We start from the raw sequence: 18,097 nt of genomic DNA, 5'->3' as shown, positions 1-18,097 counted from the left end.
CGGTTGCCCCCAGGCCTGTCTCGGCCATCTGCCGGCTCTGGGCATGAACAGCGCTAACAACCAAACTGCCGACATACGCGCGCACGCCGACAGGTTGCGACGCGCCTGGGGAATACCAGGGTCGGCGGCAGGCGCCTTGCCTGGCATGATTTCGATCAGCAACGCGGCGATTGGCATTGGTGTCAACAGGCCCTAAGACCTGCGCGGCGCGCTCAACCGGTGCGCCGCGCGATGGGAGACGTCCACATCAGCTTGCCGTTCGGCGTCGACGCCCCGTTGGCAGCGCCTGCATCCTCCATTGAAACCATGAGCTTCGCCGGCTGGTTCATACATTCGGCGGCGGCATCGGATACCGTCATTTCATGGTCGCCGTGCGTGTTCGGCCATTTGCCGAGCAATACCGGCTCGCCGTGTTCCGGCTTGAGCCAGGCGCGCAGCACCTTGCCTTCCGGCACGTCGTAGTCGCCCATGGCAACCACCGACATCTTGTCGGTGCCGGCATGTGCGGTCACCAGCCAGATCATGCCCGTTGGTTCGTCGTAGACCACGCTGGCATAGGCCGGCGCCGAGGCCGCGTCAGGCGTGGCCTCGCGCTCGGTCGAACCCGTGAACAGCAGCGCGGCCATGACCAGCGCCGCAACCGAGGCGACCAGGGCCAGGCCCTGCCATATACCCGGGCTGTTGTCGTTCGCGGCCGGACGATTGTGGGTGCTGGATTGTTCGCGGCTTGGTGCGACCGGTGTGGCCCGTTCGAGCCCGAGTTCGTGCGTGACACGATCCCAGACCGCTGCCGGCGGTTCGGCCGCCGGCACGGCCAACCCGAGCTCACCGAGCCGCGTTTCCCAATAGGCCAGTTCACGTCGCGCCTCGGCGTCGTGCATCAGCAGGGTTTCATAACGGCTGCGTTCACGCGGGTCGAGCGTGCCAAGCACGTATTCCGCCGCCGTCAGACTGCGCTGTTGCTGTTCGGACTCGCCCATTACGCACGCTCCGCCAGACATTCGCGCAGCCGCAACAGCCCGCGACGGATCCAGCTCTTGACCGTTCCCAACGGCGCGTCCAGGCGCTCGGCGAGCTCTTGGTGGGTCAGGCCTTCGTAATAGGCCAGCAGCACGCTATCGCGCTGTTCGGGCTGCAGACTTCTCAAACAGACCTGAATCGCTTCGAGCGACTGCTGGTTTTCGTTTTCCTGCAGCGGCGACAGCGACTGTTCGTCTTCCAGCAGCGTTGCGACCATATCCGGCTCTTCGGGCATGGCAACTTCCGGGCGTTTGCGCCGAAGCACGTCCAGGGCACGATAGCGGGCGATGGACAAAAGCCAAGTCAACGGCGCGCCGCGCTCCGGCGCGTAGGTGTCGGCTTTCTGCCATACCCGGACATAGGCATCCTGCAGGGCGTCCTGGGCACGCTCGGGGTTGCGCAGTATACGAAGTAGCAGCCCGTAGAGTTGCGACGACGTCGCCGCATAGAGCCGCTGAAACGCCTGCTCGTCGCCGCGCGCGGTCGCCACCAGCCACTCGGCCAGCTGTTCTCGCTCAGCCATGGGCATGCAACCGGACGACGGCCGGCCCGCGCACAGCGCGCAAGATACCGATGGCGACATGCGGCGCGTCGGAACGAACAGCGTAAACGCTTGCGCTACTCATGCATGGACTCACTATTAGCCTAGCCGCCTAGTCTGGCGGGAAAGTGGGCGCGGCTCAACGCCGCGCAATCCGAACGATGGCACGCGCTCAGTTGAGCGCGCCGCCGCAGCTGCTGCCCTGCCCGGCGGTACAGCCATAGCAGTGATCGCCCACCGCGATCGGTCGCCGGGAAAAATCGCTGTCGATCAACGCACTCAAGTGGGTCGCGCCGGCCCCGGCCAGCGGCATATCGAGCATCTGGTTGAAATCGCAGTCGTAGACATAGCCTTGCCAGTCCACGCTGATCAGCCCACGACACATCACGTCGGCCACGTTTTCGGTGCGGTGCGCACTCCGTAGCAGCTGCATGTATTCGCCCATGCGCTTTTCACGCAGCAGCATATGCGCATAGCGTTTGATCGGCATGTTCGCCAGCGTGAACAAGTGGTCGAAAACAATACCGAACTGGTCGGCCAGGAAGCGCTTGTAATCCTGTTCGAGCGTGTCCTGTGGCGGCGGCAACGACGGTGAACCCGGGTTATAGACCAGGTTGAGGGTCAGCTCGCTGTCCGGATGGCCATAGCCCAGCGCATTGAGTTTCTGCAGCGCGGCGATACTGTCGTCGAATACGCCCTTGCCGCGCTGGGCGTCGACGTTGTCGGCGGTGTAGCACGGCAGCGAGGCCACCACTTCCACTTGATGTTCGGCAAGAAACGCGGGTACCCAGTCATAACCCGGCTCTTCGATAATGGTCGGGTTGCAGCGATCCATCAGGTGTACGCCCAGGGCCTTGGCCTCGACCATGAACTCACGAAAGCGTGGATGCATTTCCGGCGACCCGCCGGTCACGTCCAGCGTCTGGATACTCTGGGCGGCGATGAATTCCAGCGCCGTATCCATGGTCGCGCGATCCATGAGCTCGGTACGCTTGGGCCCGGCCTCGACATGGCAATGGGTACAGGCCAGGTTGCATAGATAGCCCAGATTCATCTGTAGGGTGTGCAGGCGCGCACGCCGTATGGGCGGAAAATCGGTCGCAAGCTCGGTATGTTTCATGGGGCGCATGGTCGTCGCCTCGCGCTTGATTATGTTGCACGCGATCTTAGCAGGTGTTGAAAGCCGGGCCCGGGATACGCATATCGGTGACACGAATCGAACTGCCTGCCGACTGTCATGCCTGAAACCTTTCCCGGCCATTATCCTGCAACACGTCTGCGTCGCGGGCGTGCCACCGACTTCGCCCGGCGCCTGTCGCGCGAAACGCGACTGTCGGTAGATGATCTGATCTACCCGGTCTTCGTGACCGAAGGCGAGCCGGTCAATGTGACGGCGATGCCCGGCGTGCAGCGACACACGCTTGAAGGGCTGCTGCGTGAAATGACGGACGTTGTCGCCCTGGGCATTCCAGCGGTCGTGCTGTTCCCCGTAATCGACGCCGACAAGAAGACGCCCGATGCGCAGGAAGCAGCCAACCCCGATGGGCTGGTACCGCAGGCAATTCGTGCGATCAAACGCGAATTCCCGCAGCTGGGCGTTATGACCGATGTCGCGCTCGACCCCTATACCAGCCACGGCCAGGATGGCGTAATCGACGACAACGGCTATGTGCTCAACGACAAGACCATCGAGATCCTGGTGCGCCAGACGCTGGCCCATGCCGATGCCGGCGCGGATATCGTTTCGCCCTCGGACATGATGGACGGGCGCATCCAGGCGATGCGCAATGCGCTGGAAGACAAGGGCCATGTGAACACGCTGGTCATGTCCTATGCCGCCAAGTTCGCCTCCAGCCTGTACAACCCGTTCCGCGAGGCGGTGGGCTCGGCGGCCAATCTCGGCAAGGCCGACAAGCGCACCTATCAGGTCGACCCCGCCAATACCGACGAAGCCCTGCGCGAGGTCGCGCTGGATCTCAAGGAAGGCGCGGACATGGTCATGGTCAAGCCCGGCCTGCCGTATCTCGATATCATTCATCGCGTGAAGCAGACGTTTGGCGTGCCGACCTTTGCTTACCAGGTGTCCGGCGAGTACGCGATGCTCAAGGCCGCCATCGACAACGGCTGGCTCGACGAGCGCTCTGCCGTGCTCGAATGCCTGGGCAGCTTCAAGCGGGCCGGCTGCGACGGCATATTGACCTACTTCGCCAAGGACGCAGCGCGCTGGCTGGGCGATTGAGTGACGCAGGCGGTGCAGCGTCAGCAAGCGGTCAAACCGCGGATCAGACGATCGATGGGGCCTGCGGCCGGGCTATGGCGGGTGCACGGCGAGCCGGCGCTGCGAATTCCCCCGACAGAGGCCTGGCGGCCTTTCAAGCAAGGGCCCCATTCCGCTCTGTTCCGGATCGAAGCCGATCCGCCGATCCTGGCCAAGCTGGCTTACCCGCGCAGCCAGCCGAGAGACAGCCTGCGCAAATACATAAACGCCCAGGCGCGCCGCGAGTATCTGAGCGCCCACCGACTGCAGGCGGCCGGTCTGGCGACACCGACAGTGCACGGCTGGGGCGTTTCGCTGTCTCCGTTTGCGGCCTATGAATCCGTGCTGTTCATGGCCGAGATACCGCACTATCGCTCATCGCTGGTGTTCATACGCGAAAGCAGCGACGATACCGCCCGCTACCGGTTGTTCGAGCGCCTGGCCGCGGATATGGCCCGCCTGCACGGGCACGGGCTGATTCATAAGGACGGCCACTTCGACAACATCGGCTGGATTGAGCAACAATCGCTGGTCTGGATCGACAACGACATCCGTCGTGCCGCGCGACCGGCTGCACTGCGTGCGGGCTTCCGGCACATGCAGCGCATGCTCCGAAGCACCGCGCGAGACGCCGTTCACCCACGCGAGTGGCACTATTTCAACGACTGCCTGCGGCATGAATTCGCCCGCTGGCCCAAGGCCCGGATACTCATCGATGAAGTTTAAACAGGCTGCTTCGCTGCTCGACAAGGTGCCGCATATCTCCCGGCATTCGGCACGAATTCTCTACGACTTCCTGCTCACCGAGAAGCCGCGGGACTGCCTGGAACTGGGCTTCGCCCACGGCGCAAGCAGCGGATATATTGCCGCCGCCCTCGATGAGATCGGTGCCGGCACGCTTACGAGCGTCGATTTGGAGAGCAGCGCGGAATTTGAAACCACCATCGAGCACACCCTCGAGCGGCTCGGCCTGGGCGCCCGCGTAGAGATCGTGCGCGAGGTCAATTCGTACAATTGGTTTCTGAAAAAACAGATCGAGGCACAGACGAAAGACGGAATCTGTGAACCCTGTTACGACTTCATCTTCATCGATGGCGCCAAGAACTGGACCATCGACGGGCTGGCCTTCTTCCTGGCCGACAAGCTGCTGCGCCCAGGCGGCTGGATTCTGTTCGACGACTACGGCTGGCGTTATGCCGACGCCATCGAGCGCGGCAAGACGCGAAGCGACGGTGTGACCAACCGCGAACTCTCGGCCGATCAGATCGCCGAAGCCAATATCGCGGCCGTGTTCAATCTACTGGTGGCCCAGCATCCGGCTTATGGCGATCTCAAGGTCCAGGACGAGTCCTGGGCCTGGGCGCACAAGAGCGGTAATTTGCCTGGGCCGGGTCGAGCTCAGGCAGTTCGCCGCGAGCGCAAGTCGTTATTGCGCAGCCGCTTGCAACGCTGGCGCGCGAAGTAGCGCCCCACGCGCTAGCGATCGACGGGGATATCCAGCCCCGCCTGACGATACACCTCGAGCGTGGCCCGAAAGTTGGTTTCTGCGGTATTGCAGCGCACCTGCTCGATCATCTGTGCCGCAATGGCCTGACGCTCGTCCTCGTTACGAATCAGGCGATCGAGCTGGGCGCTGATGTTGGCGGCCGTGGGGGCGTCGGGCAAGGCGTCATACAGATTCTTCGGCAGCAGTTCCGTTGCTCCGACGCGCTTGCTGGTGACCACGGGCACTCCACAGGCAAAGGCCTCCTGGACCACCTGACCGAATTCCTCGATCCGTGCCGGGTGCGCACAGATATCCAGGGCATGGAAATAGCGATGCGGGCTGAGCGTGTGGGGGACGAAACGCATGCGATCGGCGATGCCCAGCGCGCGCGCTTCGGCAATGAAAAACGATGCACTGGCCTGCTTGCCCAGCACCAGCAGCAGGCTCGACTGCTTCTGGCTCGCGTCCAGAGCCGCATAGGCGTGCAGCAGGATATCCAGTCCGCGCTTGTGGTAATCGCCCGAGGTGATCAGACCGATCAGCGTCGTATCCTCGTCGCAGCCGAGCTCTTCGCGCACGCGCGCCCGGTAGCGCTCGCGATCGCCGCGGTTGAACTGCTCGGGGCGATAACCGGGATAGATCACCGGCAGTCGTTCACGGGCCACGCCGTAGCGGCGAGACAGATCCTCTCGCATGAGTTTGGAATTGCAGATACACAGACGAAAACCGTCTTCTGCAAAGATACGATCGTGGATCTCGGCCAGGGTGCCGCGCGGATCGAGAGCGCCGCCGTGCAGCATCTCATGCGCCAGATGCAGGCAGTTGTGCATGGACAGCACATGCTGCCGATAATGGTGGCCATGGCCGGCCACAAAATCATAACCCTGCCGGTCGATATGGCGCTGCGCGCGGGCAGCAAACCAGCGCCACTTGTAGCGGCTGAGCACAGGCAGCCGCTGAATACGCACGGCACGGCCCATATCGGGCGTCACCCCGCCCTTGTGCACCTTGCCGCCGATCAGGTCGACCTGATGACCAAGCTGCTGAAAATAGCGGGCGTGGTCGGTAATGGTGTTGTTCGTGCCACCGATATCGCCGATCCCACGAAAGGCGATCGCGATGCGTTTTGCGCGCTCGTCCATCACCACGCCGGGGCCAGACGCCCGGAGTTCCGGAAAGACTCGATCGAGGCCAACGCATCACGCACGTGGTTATCGAACACGAAACGCTCGCGCGCAGCCCGCAGGCCCGCTTCGCTCATGCGCGCATAGCGCGTGTCATCGTTGCAGATCTGCATAATAGCCCGGCATAACGTTTCTGGATCCAGCGCGCGCGGTGCAGCGATCGTATCCCGTGCGGGATCATAGACAAACGGCGGCAGGCCGGCGTCATCCCCGCCCAGCGCACGATAGTCGGCCGCATCGAGCGTGGGCTCGATACACAGGCCGGTGCGCTCGTGTTCGATGACCTCGACCAGGCCATCCACCGCGCTCACCACCGCCGGCACACCATAAGCGCCGGCTTCGACCGCGATCTGGCCAAACGGTTCACGCAAGGCAGGATGCACCAGCAGATCGATGCGCGCGTAAAAGGCGGCCATGTCCGCAACCATCCCCTCGAAAACCACCCGATCGGCAATGTTCAGCCGTTGCGCGAGCGCACGCAAACGTGCGTGCTCGGGCCCATCGCCGGCAATACGCAGTGTGGCGTCGTAGCCGCTGGCGATAAGTCGGGCGAGCGCATGCAGTGCTACCGCTACGCCCTTGATCGATTCCAGACGTGCGACCACGCCGAGCGTGAGCGCATCCTGGCCGGCGGATCGCCGAGGCTCAGGCGCCACCGCAGGCAACAACGACGGCCGAAGCGCATTGTGAATGACCCGCACCTGGCCTGCGTATCCCCAGCGAAGCTCGAGCATGCGTTGGGCGGCATGAGAATTACAGATGATCGCGGGCACCGCCGCCAGAAAATCGCGTTTGGCCGGGCTCTCGCCGGCAAACCAGCTCGCGCCCCGCTCCCAGTAGATACAGCGCTCGGCGCCGGCAGCGGCAAGCGTATCCAGGCTATCCCGCAACCGATTCCAGATCAGCACCACATCCGGTCGGTTACGTTCAACGATATGACGCTGGCGTTGACGACGCAGAGCCCGTGGCCATTTGGGCAGCTTCACGCCGCCGGCATACTTTTCGAATACGACGGGCACGTCCTGATCGAGCCGCGCCGCGACCAGCGGATGGACGCCTTGACCGCAGGCAACGACCGCGTGCCGCGCGCGACTCCGCTGCCGCGCGGCGTGTACGAAGTCGACGAACTGTTGTTCGACACCGCCCGCCCCGTCGAGGCTGACGTAATGCAACAGGCGCTCGAGACTCATTGACCCGGCTCGAGCGTCCCGGTGGCGTGATATTCCTTCACCGCATTCATGACGTCGTCAACGTGGCTATCGAAATTGAAGCGCTGTGCCACCCGCACCATCGCCCTATCGCTCATGGCGGAAAAACGCTCTGCGTTTGCGGTGACTGACTCGACCGCATCCGCCAGATCCTGCGGCTCGCAGACTTTTGGCGTATCGATCATGTCGTGGCCCGGCATATACACCGCCGCGGGCAAGCCGTCACTGCTGCCGCCGAGTTCACGATAGCGCGCCAGGTCGGCCGTCGGCGCCACGCACAGGCCGGTCTGCTCGTGGTCGACCACCTCGGGCAGACCATCGACCGCGGTGCAGACCACCGGGCAGCCCATGGCGCCGGCTTCGGCAACGACCACCCCGAATGGCTCCCGCAGTGCCGGGTGCAGCAGCAGGTCGATTTCGGAAAAAAATAGCGCCATGTCCTTCACCACACCCAGAAAACGCACGTGGGTGGCCACGTTCAGGGATCGTGCCAACTCTTCGAGCTCGGCCCGCAGTGGGCCATCCCCGGCAATCGACATGGCGGCCTTGATACCGCGACGGTGTAGCGCCGCGAGCGTATGCAGGGCAAGACACGTCGCCTTGACCGGCACCAGCCGGCCGGCGACGCCGATATGCAGGGCGCGATCGCGGGGCAGCTGCTTGAAATCCTTGACCGTATGACGATTGCGCATCCCGTTCGGGCAGACACGCACCGCGCCCTGATACCCCCAGCGCAGCTGGAGCATTCGTTTGGCCGCATGCGAGTTGCAGATTACGGCAGGCACGCGGGAAAGCACGTCGGCCCGGGCTTCATCATCGCCGTGCAGCCAGGCCGAACCGTGTTCCCAATACAGGCACCGGCGCACGCCCAGCGCATCGATAACGCGTGCCTGCTGATCGAGACGGTTCCAGAGCAAGGCGACATCCGGTTTGAACCGACGACCCAGCCAGCGATAGCGCATCCGACGCAACGCCGCTGGATGCTGGCCGACCTTGAAACCGAACAGCTTTTTCTCGTAGCGCCAATCCTCGAAATTCGGCAGCAGCTCGCGATGGTGCGCATGAACCTTCGTGCTGCATACCACGACAGACTGTTCAACCGCGTGTCGGCGCGCCGCACGCGCGGCAAAGGTGACGAACTGTTGTTCTACGCCGCCAAATCCGCTCAAGCTCACATAATGCGTCAAGCGCAGCCCCTGACGGCCCTTGTTGCGCCCCATAAACTGATCTCTGGTAGATTCTCGCAGGCTAGACGTGCATGCCGACGGCCCAACGCAGTTGTCGGCCGCGCTTGGCTTAACCCGCCTGCATCAATATGACGCGCGGGGCCTTCCCAACGAGTACACAGCGCTAACCAGACAATGACTAAATCAGGATGGATTATAACAATCGCTGCTATCGCGGCGGCGACTTTCGTATTCGCCGGCGCCTGCGCGCTGGGTTGGAACGTCGGTTACTGCGTTGACAAAACCGCGACCCTGGCACCGTTTATCGGCACCGGTGAGTTCATGCTGACCGAGGTGGTGTCTCTTGTGGCCTGCCTGCTCGGCCTGTTGATCGCCTATCACGGCTACACGGCCAGTGATGGCGCCCAGGTGCGCTTGGCGTCGTTGTTCATCGTGTTCTTCGTGATTTCGATGATCAGCGAGAACAACCTCATGCGCGACGATATCCGGCCCCAGTTCCTGATTATTCTGCTCGTTTGGATCACCGTCGAACTCCTGATTGCTCGGTCGTTCGTACCTATCGTTCTGCTGATATTCGGCGTGGCTATCCCAATGGTCGGCCAGCTTGGCGACCATACGACACATATTCAGTTCGAGAACGTCTTCGGCCACGACATTTCGCAAAGCATACTCGCGCCCTGGGCCGACTCATTCGGCGCCCTTGAAGAACCCTTCGAGCTGGCCGGATGGCTGTTGTTCGCGGCGGCGGCCGCGGCAGCACTGAAAACCCACATCCTGGCCGAAGGGCGCGCCCGACTCATGACGCTCGCCGTGCTCGCGATTCTCGCAATCGCCGTTGGCAATTCCTTCCTGCACTTGCGCGATAACAACGAGTTCGAAAGCTTTCGCAAGCTCGGCTTGTTCTGTTCGGTGGCGGGCGTCGCCTGCCTGGGGGCGGCGGTGCTATTACAGCACGGTCGGCGCGACATGCTCGCGCGCGCCTACTGCCTGTTGTTCATCGTGGTCGCTTACTGGATCGCGGTGTACGCGCCGGCGGTCTACCGTCATGAACACAGCAAGACGATAAGCTCCTGGATCTGGATATTCCCCGTGTTTGCCGGCTACTACACGCTGGTGAGCTGTCGCCGCAGCTATCTACGCGCATCGCCCACCCGCGCTCACGAAACCTCGTGACCGAAACCGACCCGGTCCCACATCGCGTGCTCGTCGTCGGTCCCAGCTGGATCGGCGACATGGTCATGGCACAGAGCCTGTTCATGCTGCTGCGTGAGCGTATGCCCAACGCCGTCATCGACGTGCTCGCCCCGTCGATCACCGCCAGCCTGCTGGCACGCATGCCCGAGGTCGATAACGCCGTACGCATGGAAATCGGCCATCGCGAAATCGCGCTGGGCAAGCGCCGGCAAACAGCACGCGCGCTTGCCGAACGCGGCTATGACCAGGCCATCGTGCTCCAGCGCAGCATCAAGGCCGCGCTGGTGCCCTGGCTCGCCGGCATACCGCAGCGCACCGGTTATCTCGGCGAGATGCGCTACGGCCTGATCAACGACGTGCGCTCTCTGGATAAAGACCGCTATCCGCGCAAGGTCGAGCATTACGCCCTGCTGGGCCTCGCCCGCGAAGGCGAGGCGTTGGCCGAACTGAAGCACCCGGAATTACGTATCGACACCGCCCGCCGCGCCGAACTGGTAGACGCGCTCGGGCTCGAAACGAACCGTGCTGCCATCGGCTTTGCGCCGGGCGCGGCGTACGGCGGCGCCAAACAATGGCCGGCCACGCATTTCGCGCGGCTCGCGGCCGAGCTCGACCAGCGCGGGATCGCATGCTGGATTTTCGGCAGCGCGGCCGACCGTCAGCTCGCCGCCGATCTCACCGCCGCTGCGCCGAAGCACGGCGTCAACCTGTGCGAACGCACATCCCTGGTCGATATTGCGGATATCGCCTCGCTGACCGACGCCTTCGTGGGCAACGACACCGGCGTAATGCATCTGGCGGCCGCGGCCGCGCCACGGGTGCTGGCGATCTACGGCTCGACCCACCCCGACTACGCACCGCCGCTGTCGAATGCCGAAGCGCGCTTCTGGCTCGAGCTCGCCTGTGCGCCCTGTCGCAAGCGCCAGTGTCCGTTGGGACACAATGCCTGCATGCGCGATATTCCGGTCGCGGACGTACTACGCGCCTGTCTCGACCCGGCGGCGCGCGATATACCCTCCCTGCACTACGCCAGCGGCGGGGCGCCCGCCCCGCGCACTTCGTTACCCGAAACCAACGCCTTGTCATGACTGCATTACCGGATCGCTATGCCGTGATCGGCCACCCGGTCGAGCACAGCCGATCACCCGATATCCACGGCGCATTCGCCCGCCAGACCGGTCAAAACCTCGTCTACGAGCGCCTGCCGGCCGCGCCCGACGCGTTCGCGCCCACCGTGGCCGATTTCTTTGCCGCAGGCGGCGCCGGGCTCAACGTCACCCTGCCGTTCAAGGGCGAAGCCGCCGCCTATGCCGATCGGCTGACCGATCGTGCCCGGCGCGCGGGTGCGGTGAATACGCTCGCGCGCGACCACGACGACAGGCTGCTGGGCGACAACACGGACGGCATCGGTCTGGCCCGCGATCTGGAGCGTCAGCTACAGATGCCGCTCACCGGAAGTCGAATCCTCATTCTGGGCGCCGGCGGCGCGGTGCGTGGCGTGATCCCGGTCTTGTTCGAACATGGCGCGGCCGCCATCCATGTCGCCAACCGCACCGCCGCGAAGGCCGAGGCCATCGCCGCGGATTTCTCCGACCTGGGTACGATACGGGCCAGTACGCTGACAGGTGCCTCCGGCGGCTGGGATATCGTGATCAACGCGATATCGGCGGGGCTGGCCGGCGAAACGCCGGATGTATCGCCCACCGTTCTCGAGGATGCGCGCGGCGCCTACGACATGATCTATGCCGATAAGCCCACGCCGTTTCTGCGCTGGGTGGCCAGCCACGGTATCGAACGCCGCTGCGACGGCTTCGGCATGCTGGTCGAACAGGCGGCCGAATCGTTTGCGCTGTGGCGCGGTGTACGCCCGCAGACCGCAGAGGTCATCAAAGCACTGCGCCCCGGCGGCGACCGGCAACCGTCATAACCGTTATAATTGTGCGGTCATGAGCGCACACGAATCTCTGCAAAACCTCGACCACGTTCTGCGTGGCGACACCTCGGGCGAGCTGCTGCACCCCGAGGATCACGCGCGTCAGTACAGCCACGTGCGCAAGGCGCACGAAACCGAGCTGGTAGAGGATTATGTCGAGCTTATCGCCGACCTGATCGACGCCAAGGGCGAAGCGCGTGCGGTCGAACTCGCCCAGCGCATGGGCGTCACCCAGGCCACGGTCGGCAAGATGATTCGCCGCATGACCGATGCCGGGCTGGTGACCAGCGAACCGTATCGCTCGATATTTCTTACCGACTACGGCAAGCAGGTGGCCGCCGAATCACGCGACCGGCATATCGTGGTGCTGCGTTTCTTGCGCGCGCTGGGCGTGTCCGAAGCCACCGCCCGCAAGGACGCCGAGGGCGTAGAACACCACGTAAGCGCGGAGACGATCGATATCATGCGCGCCTTCGTCGATCGCAACGAATCGGGTGACAATGCCTGAAAGCCTGCCTGAGGTTCGTCTCGTCGAGGCCGGCCCGTTTGGGCACCCCGCTGTCGAACACGACTGGCCGCAGCAGGCAGGTCCCTGCCGAGCTCTGCAGAAAGCGCTGTCCACGTACGTGAATACGGTAGACGATCTGCCACCGGTACGCCGGCTCGGCGGTGTGGATATCGGCTTCGAGGACGGGGGCCGGATCACGCGGGCCGCCGCGGTGGTACTCGATGCCCAGACGCTCGAAGTGATCGATACCCAGCTGGCACGGGTGCCCACGCGCATTCCCTATATCCCCGGCCTGTTGTCTTTTCGCGAGATTCCGGGGGCGTTGGCCGCGCTCGAACGACTGGCCACCCTCCCCGATCTCATTCTGGTCGACGGCCATGGCATTGCCCACCCGCGCCGGCTGGGCGTCGCCACGCATCTGGGTCTGGTCACCGGGCTGCCAACGATCGGCGTGGCCAAGAAGCGTTTGACCGGCAGTTACGAACAGCCGCCGGATGAGCGCGGCGCCTGGGCCGAACTTCAGGATCGAGACGAAACGATCGGCGCAGTATTGCGATCGCGGGTCGGCGTTAAGCCGATCTTCATCTCGCCCGGGCATCGTATCGGCCTGGAGAGTGCGCTTTCGTTCACGATGAGCGCACTCACGCGGTATCGTCTGCCGGAAACCACGCGAGTGGCCGATAAACTCGCCTCGAATCGATGAATCGGGGTCGAATCGGCCGATTTGCAGATTTTGAGGGCTTTCTACGGCACTGATAGGCTTAGCCGCGGTCACAGACAGTTCAACGACATTCGCACAACGGATTAACTCTATGATCAAACGCGCAACCACCATCACGGCGCTGGCACTGGCCGCGCTGACCTTCGGCACCGTGCCCGGTCTGGCGACAGCGCAGGGCAACGGCGCCACGGCGGATCAGCAGCAGGCCCAGCAGCTCATGCAGCAGTACCGGCAGAAGGCGTCGAAGCTGCAGCAAATCCATGAAGAGACGATCAAATCGCATCCCGATCTGGCTTCGCAGCAGGAAGACTTCGAAGAGCAGGTTCGCGACGCGGTCGAAGATCAGGGCTACGACGTCGACAAGGGCCAGGAACGCGTACAGCAGATGGCCCAGAAGCTGCAGTCGGGTGATCTGAGCGACGACGAGCGCAAGGCCGTGATGAAGGATTTCCAGGCCGAACGCCAGCAGATGGTGCAGGCCCGCGATGCCGCACTGCAGAAGCCGGAAATCCGGTCCGCCGGCGAAAAGCTCCAGCAAGACACGCTGGCCGCGATGAAGGATCAGGATAGCCAGACCAGCAAGCTGCTCGACGACATGGACGAGCTGCGCGGCAAGCTGCGTCAGCAGATGCCGGCGGCTGCGGCTGCGGGCGGCAACGGCTAAATCAGCCGGCCAAGCCACGTACGTAAAAGCCCGGCCAAGCGCCGGGCTTTTTTTGTGTGTGTCCAGGGCCTGTTAACGCGAACAAAACTGCCGCGCCGCGGCCCATGTTCGTGCAAGAAAATGCAGTGTCACTTTGCGACATGAGCCAGCGGCAAAGCCCGAACAGAGGGGCCCGCGTGCCGGCGGCTTGCGTCCGAAAAATCCACCGCGCAGCGCGGCGGGTCGTTCATTTGGCGCACCAGACACTGGTGATCACGCCTCGCCTGGTGGATTTCTGGATAGCACCGCGACGATTGGCGTTAGCGTTGACAGACGCCAGTGAAAGCCATGCCCGGCGCGCTCCTGCCCTTGGGCCAGCGTTATCGCCAACGCGCCGGCTGCGTTATTGCGGTTGAGCCGCGGCCACGTAAAACCATCTCTTTCATACCGGGTGGGTAAGCCTACGCGCTAGCCTGTCCAGGCCACCCGAACCCAGCCGCTTGCCGCGCGAGCAGGTTTCCCAGCGAGCACAGCCGTGCTCAACCACGGCTCGATCGACAACGCGGCCCTGCGCGCACGCCATCGCCGGCATGGCTATTCGACCCCATACGACAACCTCCAGACGAGTGTTGCCGCTAGAAGCCGCGCCATGCGCGCCGTGGCCTACCGGCACGCAGCACTGGCTGGAACAAAATGATTGCCAAGCGATCACCGACGCTCGAGAAGGCGTCGTGAACGACGACGATGGCCACAGTCGCCAAACGGTCAGCGGTATGCGTAGTGGAGTGCGTCCAAGGGGCCCGGTCGATCACCGCGACCCCGGAAACGTTCGACTTGTCGACGTAGCATGCGGCGCCCGATCCGCCGCATGAAAAAAAACCCCCGTACCCGAAGGTACGAGGGCTGCCCCTTGCGCGGTTTCTGGAAGGCGCTGGCGTCGAGGGTCGGCCTATCGGCTGCGACTGACGGCTAGTTGTCCGAACGCTGAATCGAGCCGTCGGTTTCGACCGTGCCCTGCGCATTGGCGCCCTGCGGGCCATAGCGGGTCTGGCCTTGCGCGCTGCCCTGGCCCTGAACCTGGCCACGTGCACGTTGCTGCATTTCGCCGGCGTTGCGCTGGGCGCGATCCCGCTGGCTCTGTATTTGGTCACGGCTTTCGGTCATGCCGTCTTGCGCCCGGTTCTGCATCGATTGCGACTGCTGCTGCATACGCTGTTGCTGGCTCCGCGCTTCGGCGCCCGCCTGATTGGCCGTGCCTTGAGCGGCCCCGGCAGCAGACGATGCCGCACGCCCAGCGCCTTCGCGCACGCCTGTGGCGGCACTCGATGCGCCCTGCTTGAGCTGGCGCGTACCGTCTCGCATGATCGTATAGGTTTCACCACCCGATACCGCAGGCCCGAAGCTGCCGGACCCGGAAGAAGCGGCCTGCATGCCGGCCTGGAACTGTTCGCGGCTAATGCCGTCGGGCATGCTCTGCTTGTCGCGATCTTCGATCGTATCGGCGGTATTCATGGAGTCGTAGAGCGCCGATACGCGCGGATTCGCTTCGGCCTCAGCACGGCTGAGCACGCCGTCGCCGTTGGTATCAAGGGCATCGAACTGGGTATTGATCGCGGCTTCGGCATCGATGCCGGCGCCGGACTGCGAGGCGTTGGCATGAGCGCTGGCGGCGGCGCCGTTCTGGGCGGCGATGCCCAGACTCGACACCATGGCCAGACCGAGTGCGATAGCGGTTTTCTTCATCATGGCGTTTGGTTTCCATAACGGATGAAAAGGTCGCTCCACCCTAGGCCCGCGCCATGAACCCTGACTTAATCTAGGGCCCACCCGATTGCTCGTCCTGCTGGGCCTCGACTTCACGCATGCCGGGCACGAACAAACGCGCCATGACGATACCGATTTCGTACAACAGGTAGATCGGCACTGCCAGCAGGGTTTGCGAAATTACGTCCGGGGGCGTCAGCAGCATGCCCGCCGCAAAGGCCGCCACGATGATATAGGCCCGATAGCTGGCCAGTTGTCGGGGCGTGACAAAGCCGGCCCACACGATCAGGAAGATGCCCACCGGCAGCTCGAAGGCGATACCGAAGGCCAGGAACATGCCGAGCACGAAGTCGAGATAGGCCGAGATGTCGGTCATCACCGCGACCCCGGCCGGGGCCACCGAGATGAAGAAGCCGAACACCACGGGAAAGACCACGTAGTAGGCGAACGCCATCCCTAGATAGAACAGCCCGGTGCTGGAAATAAGCAGCGGCGTGACCAGACGTCGCTCCTGGGCATACAGACCGGGGGCGACAAACATCCAGACCTGATACAGCGTCCAGGGCAGCGAAACCGCCACGGCCAGCAGCATGGACAGCTTGAACGGGGCAAGAAAAGGCGCCGCCACGCCGGTTGCAATCAGGCTGTTGCCTTCCGGCATGTGCGCAAGCAAGGGCCCGGAAAGAAACGTGAACAGGTCGCGGGCGAAATACGCCATCGGCAGGAACACCAGCAGGATGCCGATGACAATGCGCAACAGCCGTGTGCGCAGCTCCAGCAGATGCGCGATTAGCGGTTGTTCTTCGCCTAGTTGATCGTCGCTCATGCGTTGCGTTCGTTATCGTTGGCGCGCGTATCCGCCTCGGATTTCGCGGTCGGCTCGGTCGGCTCACCAGCCGCATCGGCGACCGGATTGGCGCTGTCGCCGGCCTGAGTTGTGTCCGCCTTGGGCGCCTGCGTGTGGCGCGGCGCACGGTTGGCCTCGCGCGGATCGACTTTACGTACGGAATCGACGGTATCGCGCGTGCCCGCCTCGATCCGCTCGCGGGTGCGGCGGACTTCAGAACGCAGATCCTCGACGTTGACCTCGCGCTCGAGCTCGCTGGTCAGACCGCGTACATAGCCTTTCGCGCGGCCCACCCAGGTGCCGAGCGTGCGGGCGACCACCGGCAGCCGCTCCGGGCCGAGCACGATCAAGCCAATGACCGCGATGACGGTCAGTTCCCAGAAACCGATATCGAACATAGGGAGGGTCCGGCTGGATCAGTCCCGCGTGTCGTCGGTTTCGTTTTTCTGCGCGTTGCGACGCTGCGCCTCTTCCACTGGCCCGGTATTGGGTTTGGTCTTGCCCAGATCGTCGACCAGCTGCGGGTCTTCCGGGCGCTTGCGTGCGTCCTGGGTCGTTTCGTCGTCCTTGTCGGCTTCGCTGTCCTTCATCGCGCCTCGGAAATCCTTGAGCGCGGAACCCAGGTCGCCGCCCAGGTTACGCAGGCGCTTGGTGCCGAATATCAGCACCACGATCACCAGGAGAATAAGCAACTGCCAAATGCTGATACCACCAATCATGTCTACCTCGTTTCAATCAGTTAGCCGACGTATCGGCACGGCCGCGACCTGCTTTTTCCTCAATGCCCGACACCCCGAAACGACGCGCCAGTTCTGTCTGTACCGCGCTGGCGTCCAGCCCACGCGCCTGTAGCAGCACCATGGTGTGAAACCACAGGTCTGCCACCTCATGCACCAGATGCGCATCGTCTGCCTCGGCGGCGGCTTCTACAACCTCGGCGGCCTCTTCGGTGATCTTGGCCGTGATGGCCGCGGTACCGCCTGCATAAAGCGACGCCGTATAGCTGCTGGCCGGATCGGCGTTGCGGCGCTTGGCCAAAGCCGTATCGAGCTGGGCCAAGATATCGGAATTACTCATGCAGACCGTACATTTCGCTGGGATCGACGAGCACCGGGTCGCGTGTGACCCAGCGGCCGTTGTCGTAAACCTGGAAAAAACAGGATTCGCGCCCCGTATGACAGGCGACGCCGCCGATCTGTTCAACGATCAGCAGCAAGGCGTCGTTATCGCAGTCCAGCCGCACCTCGCGTATGCGTTGAAGATTGCCCGACGACTCGCCCTTGCGCCAGAGCTTGGCACGCGAACGTGACCAATATGTTGCAAAGCCGCTTTCGAGGGTCGCTGCCAGCGATTCACGATTCATCCAGGCCAATGTGAGCACGCGATGGGTGTCGTAAGCCTGGGTAATGGCCGGCACGAGGCCCTGCTCGTTCCAGGCGACCTGGTCGAGCCAGTCGGCCGATCGATCATCCGCGGGGTCTAAGGTTGTGTTGTCCTGAATCACGGTTGCAACGCTCTAAACTGTAGCTCGCCATCCTACGCTTTCGCCGATCGCAAACCCAGAGCGAAAAAAAATTCATGAGCCAGACCCGGCGCCTGGCGCG

At 63.5% G+C, this 18,097-nt stretch carries 20 protein-coding genes and 1 pseudogene; 9 read left to right on the top strand and 12 right to left on the bottom strand.

Annotated elements, in window-relative coordinates; translation table 11 throughout:
* Nucleotides 1-212 precede the first annotated feature (212 nt).
* The 3 genes from C84B14_RS04605 to arsS all read right to left on the bottom strand — a co-directional run bounded on the left by C84B14_RS04605 (nt 213) and on the right by arsS (nt 2,690).
* Nucleotides 213-980, bottom strand: a complete 768-nt coding sequence (locus C84B14_RS04605) for an anti-sigma factor (protein ID WP_353222207.1) — start codon at nt 978-980, stop codon at nt 213-215.
* Nucleotides 980-1,543 (bottom strand): sigma-70 family RNA polymerase sigma factor, encoded by a 564-nt coding sequence (locus C84B14_RS04600; RefSeq protein WP_353222205.1) that lies wholly within the window; start codon nt 1,541-1,543, stop codon nt 980-982. Before C84B14_RS04600 ends, C84B14_RS04605 begins: the two co-directional genes overlap by 1 nt.
* Before the next feature lie 190 nt (nt 1,544-1,733).
* Nucleotides 1,734-2,690, bottom strand: coding sequence for an arsenosugar biosynthesis radical SAM (seleno)protein ArsS (gene arsS, locus C84B14_RS04595; RefSeq protein WP_502949890.1), 957 nt, complete (start codon nt 2,688-2,690; stop codon nt 1,734-1,736).
* A 108-nt stretch (nt 2,691-2,798) separates the two neighbouring features.
* Between arsS and hemB the strand changes: the two genes are divergently transcribed.
* From hemB to C84B14_RS04580, 3 genes are read left to right on the top strand one after another with little or no spacing between them, the layout of a single operon-like run.
* Entirely contained in the window at nt 2,799-3,800 is a 1,002-nt protein-coding gene (gene hemB, locus C84B14_RS04590) for a porphobilinogen synthase (protein WP_353222201.1), read from the top strand.
* 54 nt (nt 3,801-3,854) lie between these two features.
* Complete coding sequence (locus C84B14_RS04585) at nt 3,855-4,544, top strand: lipopolysaccharide kinase InaA family protein (RefSeq protein WP_353222199.1); 690 nt, start codon at nt 3,855-3,857, stop codon at nt 4,542-4,544.
* The gene (locus C84B14_RS04580) at nt 4,534-5,283 is read left to right on the top strand and encodes an O-methyltransferase (RefSeq protein WP_353222197.1); all 750 of its coding nucleotides are present in this window, start codon (nt 4,534-4,536) and stop codon (nt 5,281-5,283) included. Before C84B14_RS04585 ends, C84B14_RS04580 begins: the two co-directional genes overlap by 11 nt.
* A gap of 11 nt (nt 5,284-5,294) precedes the next feature.
* On the opposite strand, the gene C84B14_RS04575 is transcribed toward C84B14_RS04580, so the two are convergent.
* Genes C84B14_RS04575 through C84B14_RS04565 form a run of 3 tightly spaced genes read right to left on the bottom strand, consistent with a single transcriptional unit; the run spans nt 5,295 to nt 8,916 of the window.
* Complete coding sequence (locus C84B14_RS04575; RefSeq protein ID WP_353222196.1) at nt 5,295-6,446, bottom strand: glycosyltransferase family 4 protein; 1,152 nt, start codon at nt 6,444-6,446, stop codon at nt 5,295-5,297.
* A complete protein-coding gene (locus C84B14_RS04570; RefSeq protein WP_353222194.1) occupies nt 6,446-7,678 on the bottom strand; it encodes a glycosyltransferase in 1,233 nt (410 codons plus the stop codon). Before C84B14_RS04570 ends, C84B14_RS04575 begins: the two co-directional genes overlap by 1 nt.
* A complete protein-coding gene (locus C84B14_RS04565) occupies nt 7,675-8,916 on the bottom strand; it encodes a glycosyltransferase (protein WP_353222192.1) in 1,242 nt (413 codons plus the stop codon). The genes C84B14_RS04570 and C84B14_RS04565 overlap by 4 nt, the downstream gene beginning before the upstream one ends.
* A 288-nt stretch (nt 8,917-9,204) precedes the next feature.
* Here C84B14_RS04565 and C84B14_RS04560 point away from each other — a divergent pair, with 288 nt between their 5' ends.
* From C84B14_RS04560 to C84B14_RS04535, 6 genes are all read left to right on the top strand, one after another.
* On the top strand, nt 9,205-10,056 hold the full coding sequence (locus C84B14_RS04560) for a hypothetical protein (protein ID WP_353222190.1): 852 nt from the start codon (nt 9,205-9,207) through the stop codon (nt 10,054-10,056).
* Nucleotides 10,053-11,165, top strand: a complete 1,113-nt coding sequence (gene waaF, locus C84B14_RS04555) for a lipopolysaccharide heptosyltransferase II (RefSeq protein ID WP_353222188.1) — start codon at nt 10,053-10,055, stop codon at nt 11,163-11,165. The genes C84B14_RS04560 and waaF overlap by 4 nt, the downstream gene beginning before the upstream one ends.
* The gene (gene aroE / locus C84B14_RS04550) at nt 11,162-12,004 is read left to right on the top strand and encodes a shikimate dehydrogenase (RefSeq protein WP_353222186.1); all 843 of its coding nucleotides are present in this window, start codon (nt 11,162-11,164) and stop codon (nt 12,002-12,004) included. Before waaF ends, aroE begins: the two co-directional genes overlap by 4 nt.
* A 19-nt stretch (nt 12,005-12,023) precedes the next feature.
* Complete coding sequence (gene mntR / locus C84B14_RS04545) at nt 12,024-12,518, top strand: manganese-binding transcriptional regulator MntR (protein WP_353222184.1); 495 nt, start codon at nt 12,024-12,026, stop codon at nt 12,516-12,518.
* A 4-nt stretch (nt 12,519-12,522) separates the two neighbouring features.
* Complete coding sequence (nfi, locus tag C84B14_RS04540) at nt 12,523-13,221, top strand: deoxyribonuclease V (RefSeq protein WP_502949892.1); 699 nt, start codon at nt 12,523-12,525, stop codon at nt 13,219-13,221.
* Between the two features lie 109 nt (nt 13,222-13,330).
* Nucleotides 13,331-13,903 (top strand): hypothetical protein, encoded by a 573-nt coding sequence (locus tag C84B14_RS04535; protein WP_353222180.1) that lies wholly within the window; start codon nt 13,331-13,333, stop codon nt 13,901-13,903.
* A 948-nt stretch (nt 13,904-14,851) separates the two neighbouring features.
* Here the strand turns inward: C84B14_RS04535 and C84B14_RS04530 are convergent.
* From C84B14_RS04530 to hisI, 6 genes and pseudogenes are all read right to left on the bottom strand, one after another.
* Nucleotides 14,852-15,628, bottom strand: coding sequence for an EF-hand domain-containing protein (locus tag C84B14_RS04530; protein WP_353222178.1), 777 nt, complete (start codon nt 15,626-15,628; stop codon nt 14,852-14,854).
* Between the two features lie 70 nt (nt 15,629-15,698).
* Nucleotides 15,699-16,472, bottom strand: a complete 774-nt coding sequence (gene tatC, locus C84B14_RS04525; RefSeq protein WP_348766827.1) for a twin-arginine translocase subunit TatC — start codon at nt 16,470-16,472, stop codon at nt 15,699-15,701.
* Nucleotides 16,469-16,891, bottom strand: a complete 423-nt coding sequence (tatB, locus tag C84B14_RS04520) for a Sec-independent protein translocase protein TatB (protein WP_353222176.1) — start codon at nt 16,889-16,891, stop codon at nt 16,469-16,471. Before tatB ends, tatC begins: the two co-directional genes overlap by 4 nt.
* Before the next feature lie 182 nt (nt 16,892-17,073).
* Nucleotides 17,074-17,212, bottom strand: a pseudogene (gene tatA, locus C84B14_RS17995) (twin-arginine translocase TatA/TatE family subunit); the annotation flags it as partial.
* A gap of 16 nt (nt 17,213-17,228) precedes the next feature.
* Nucleotides 17,229-17,570, bottom strand: coding sequence for a phosphoribosyl-ATP diphosphatase (locus C84B14_RS04510; protein WP_353222174.1), 342 nt, complete (start codon nt 17,568-17,570; stop codon nt 17,229-17,231).
* Nucleotides 17,563-17,997, bottom strand: coding sequence for a phosphoribosyl-AMP cyclohydrolase (gene hisI / locus C84B14_RS04505; RefSeq protein ID WP_348766831.1), 435 nt, complete (start codon nt 17,995-17,997; stop codon nt 17,563-17,565). The genes C84B14_RS04510 and hisI overlap by 8 nt, the downstream gene beginning before the upstream one ends.
* Nucleotides 17,998-18,097: the final 100 nt, after the last annotated feature.

The sequence above is a fragment of the Salinisphaera sp. C84B14 genome, from assembly GCF_040361435.1.
Classification (GTDB): domain Bacteria; phylum Pseudomonadota; class Gammaproteobacteria; order Nevskiales; family Salinisphaeraceae; genus Salinisphaera.
The sequence above is the reverse complement of the archived record's forward strand: the minus strand, read 5'-3'. Positions and strand labels throughout refer to the sequence as shown.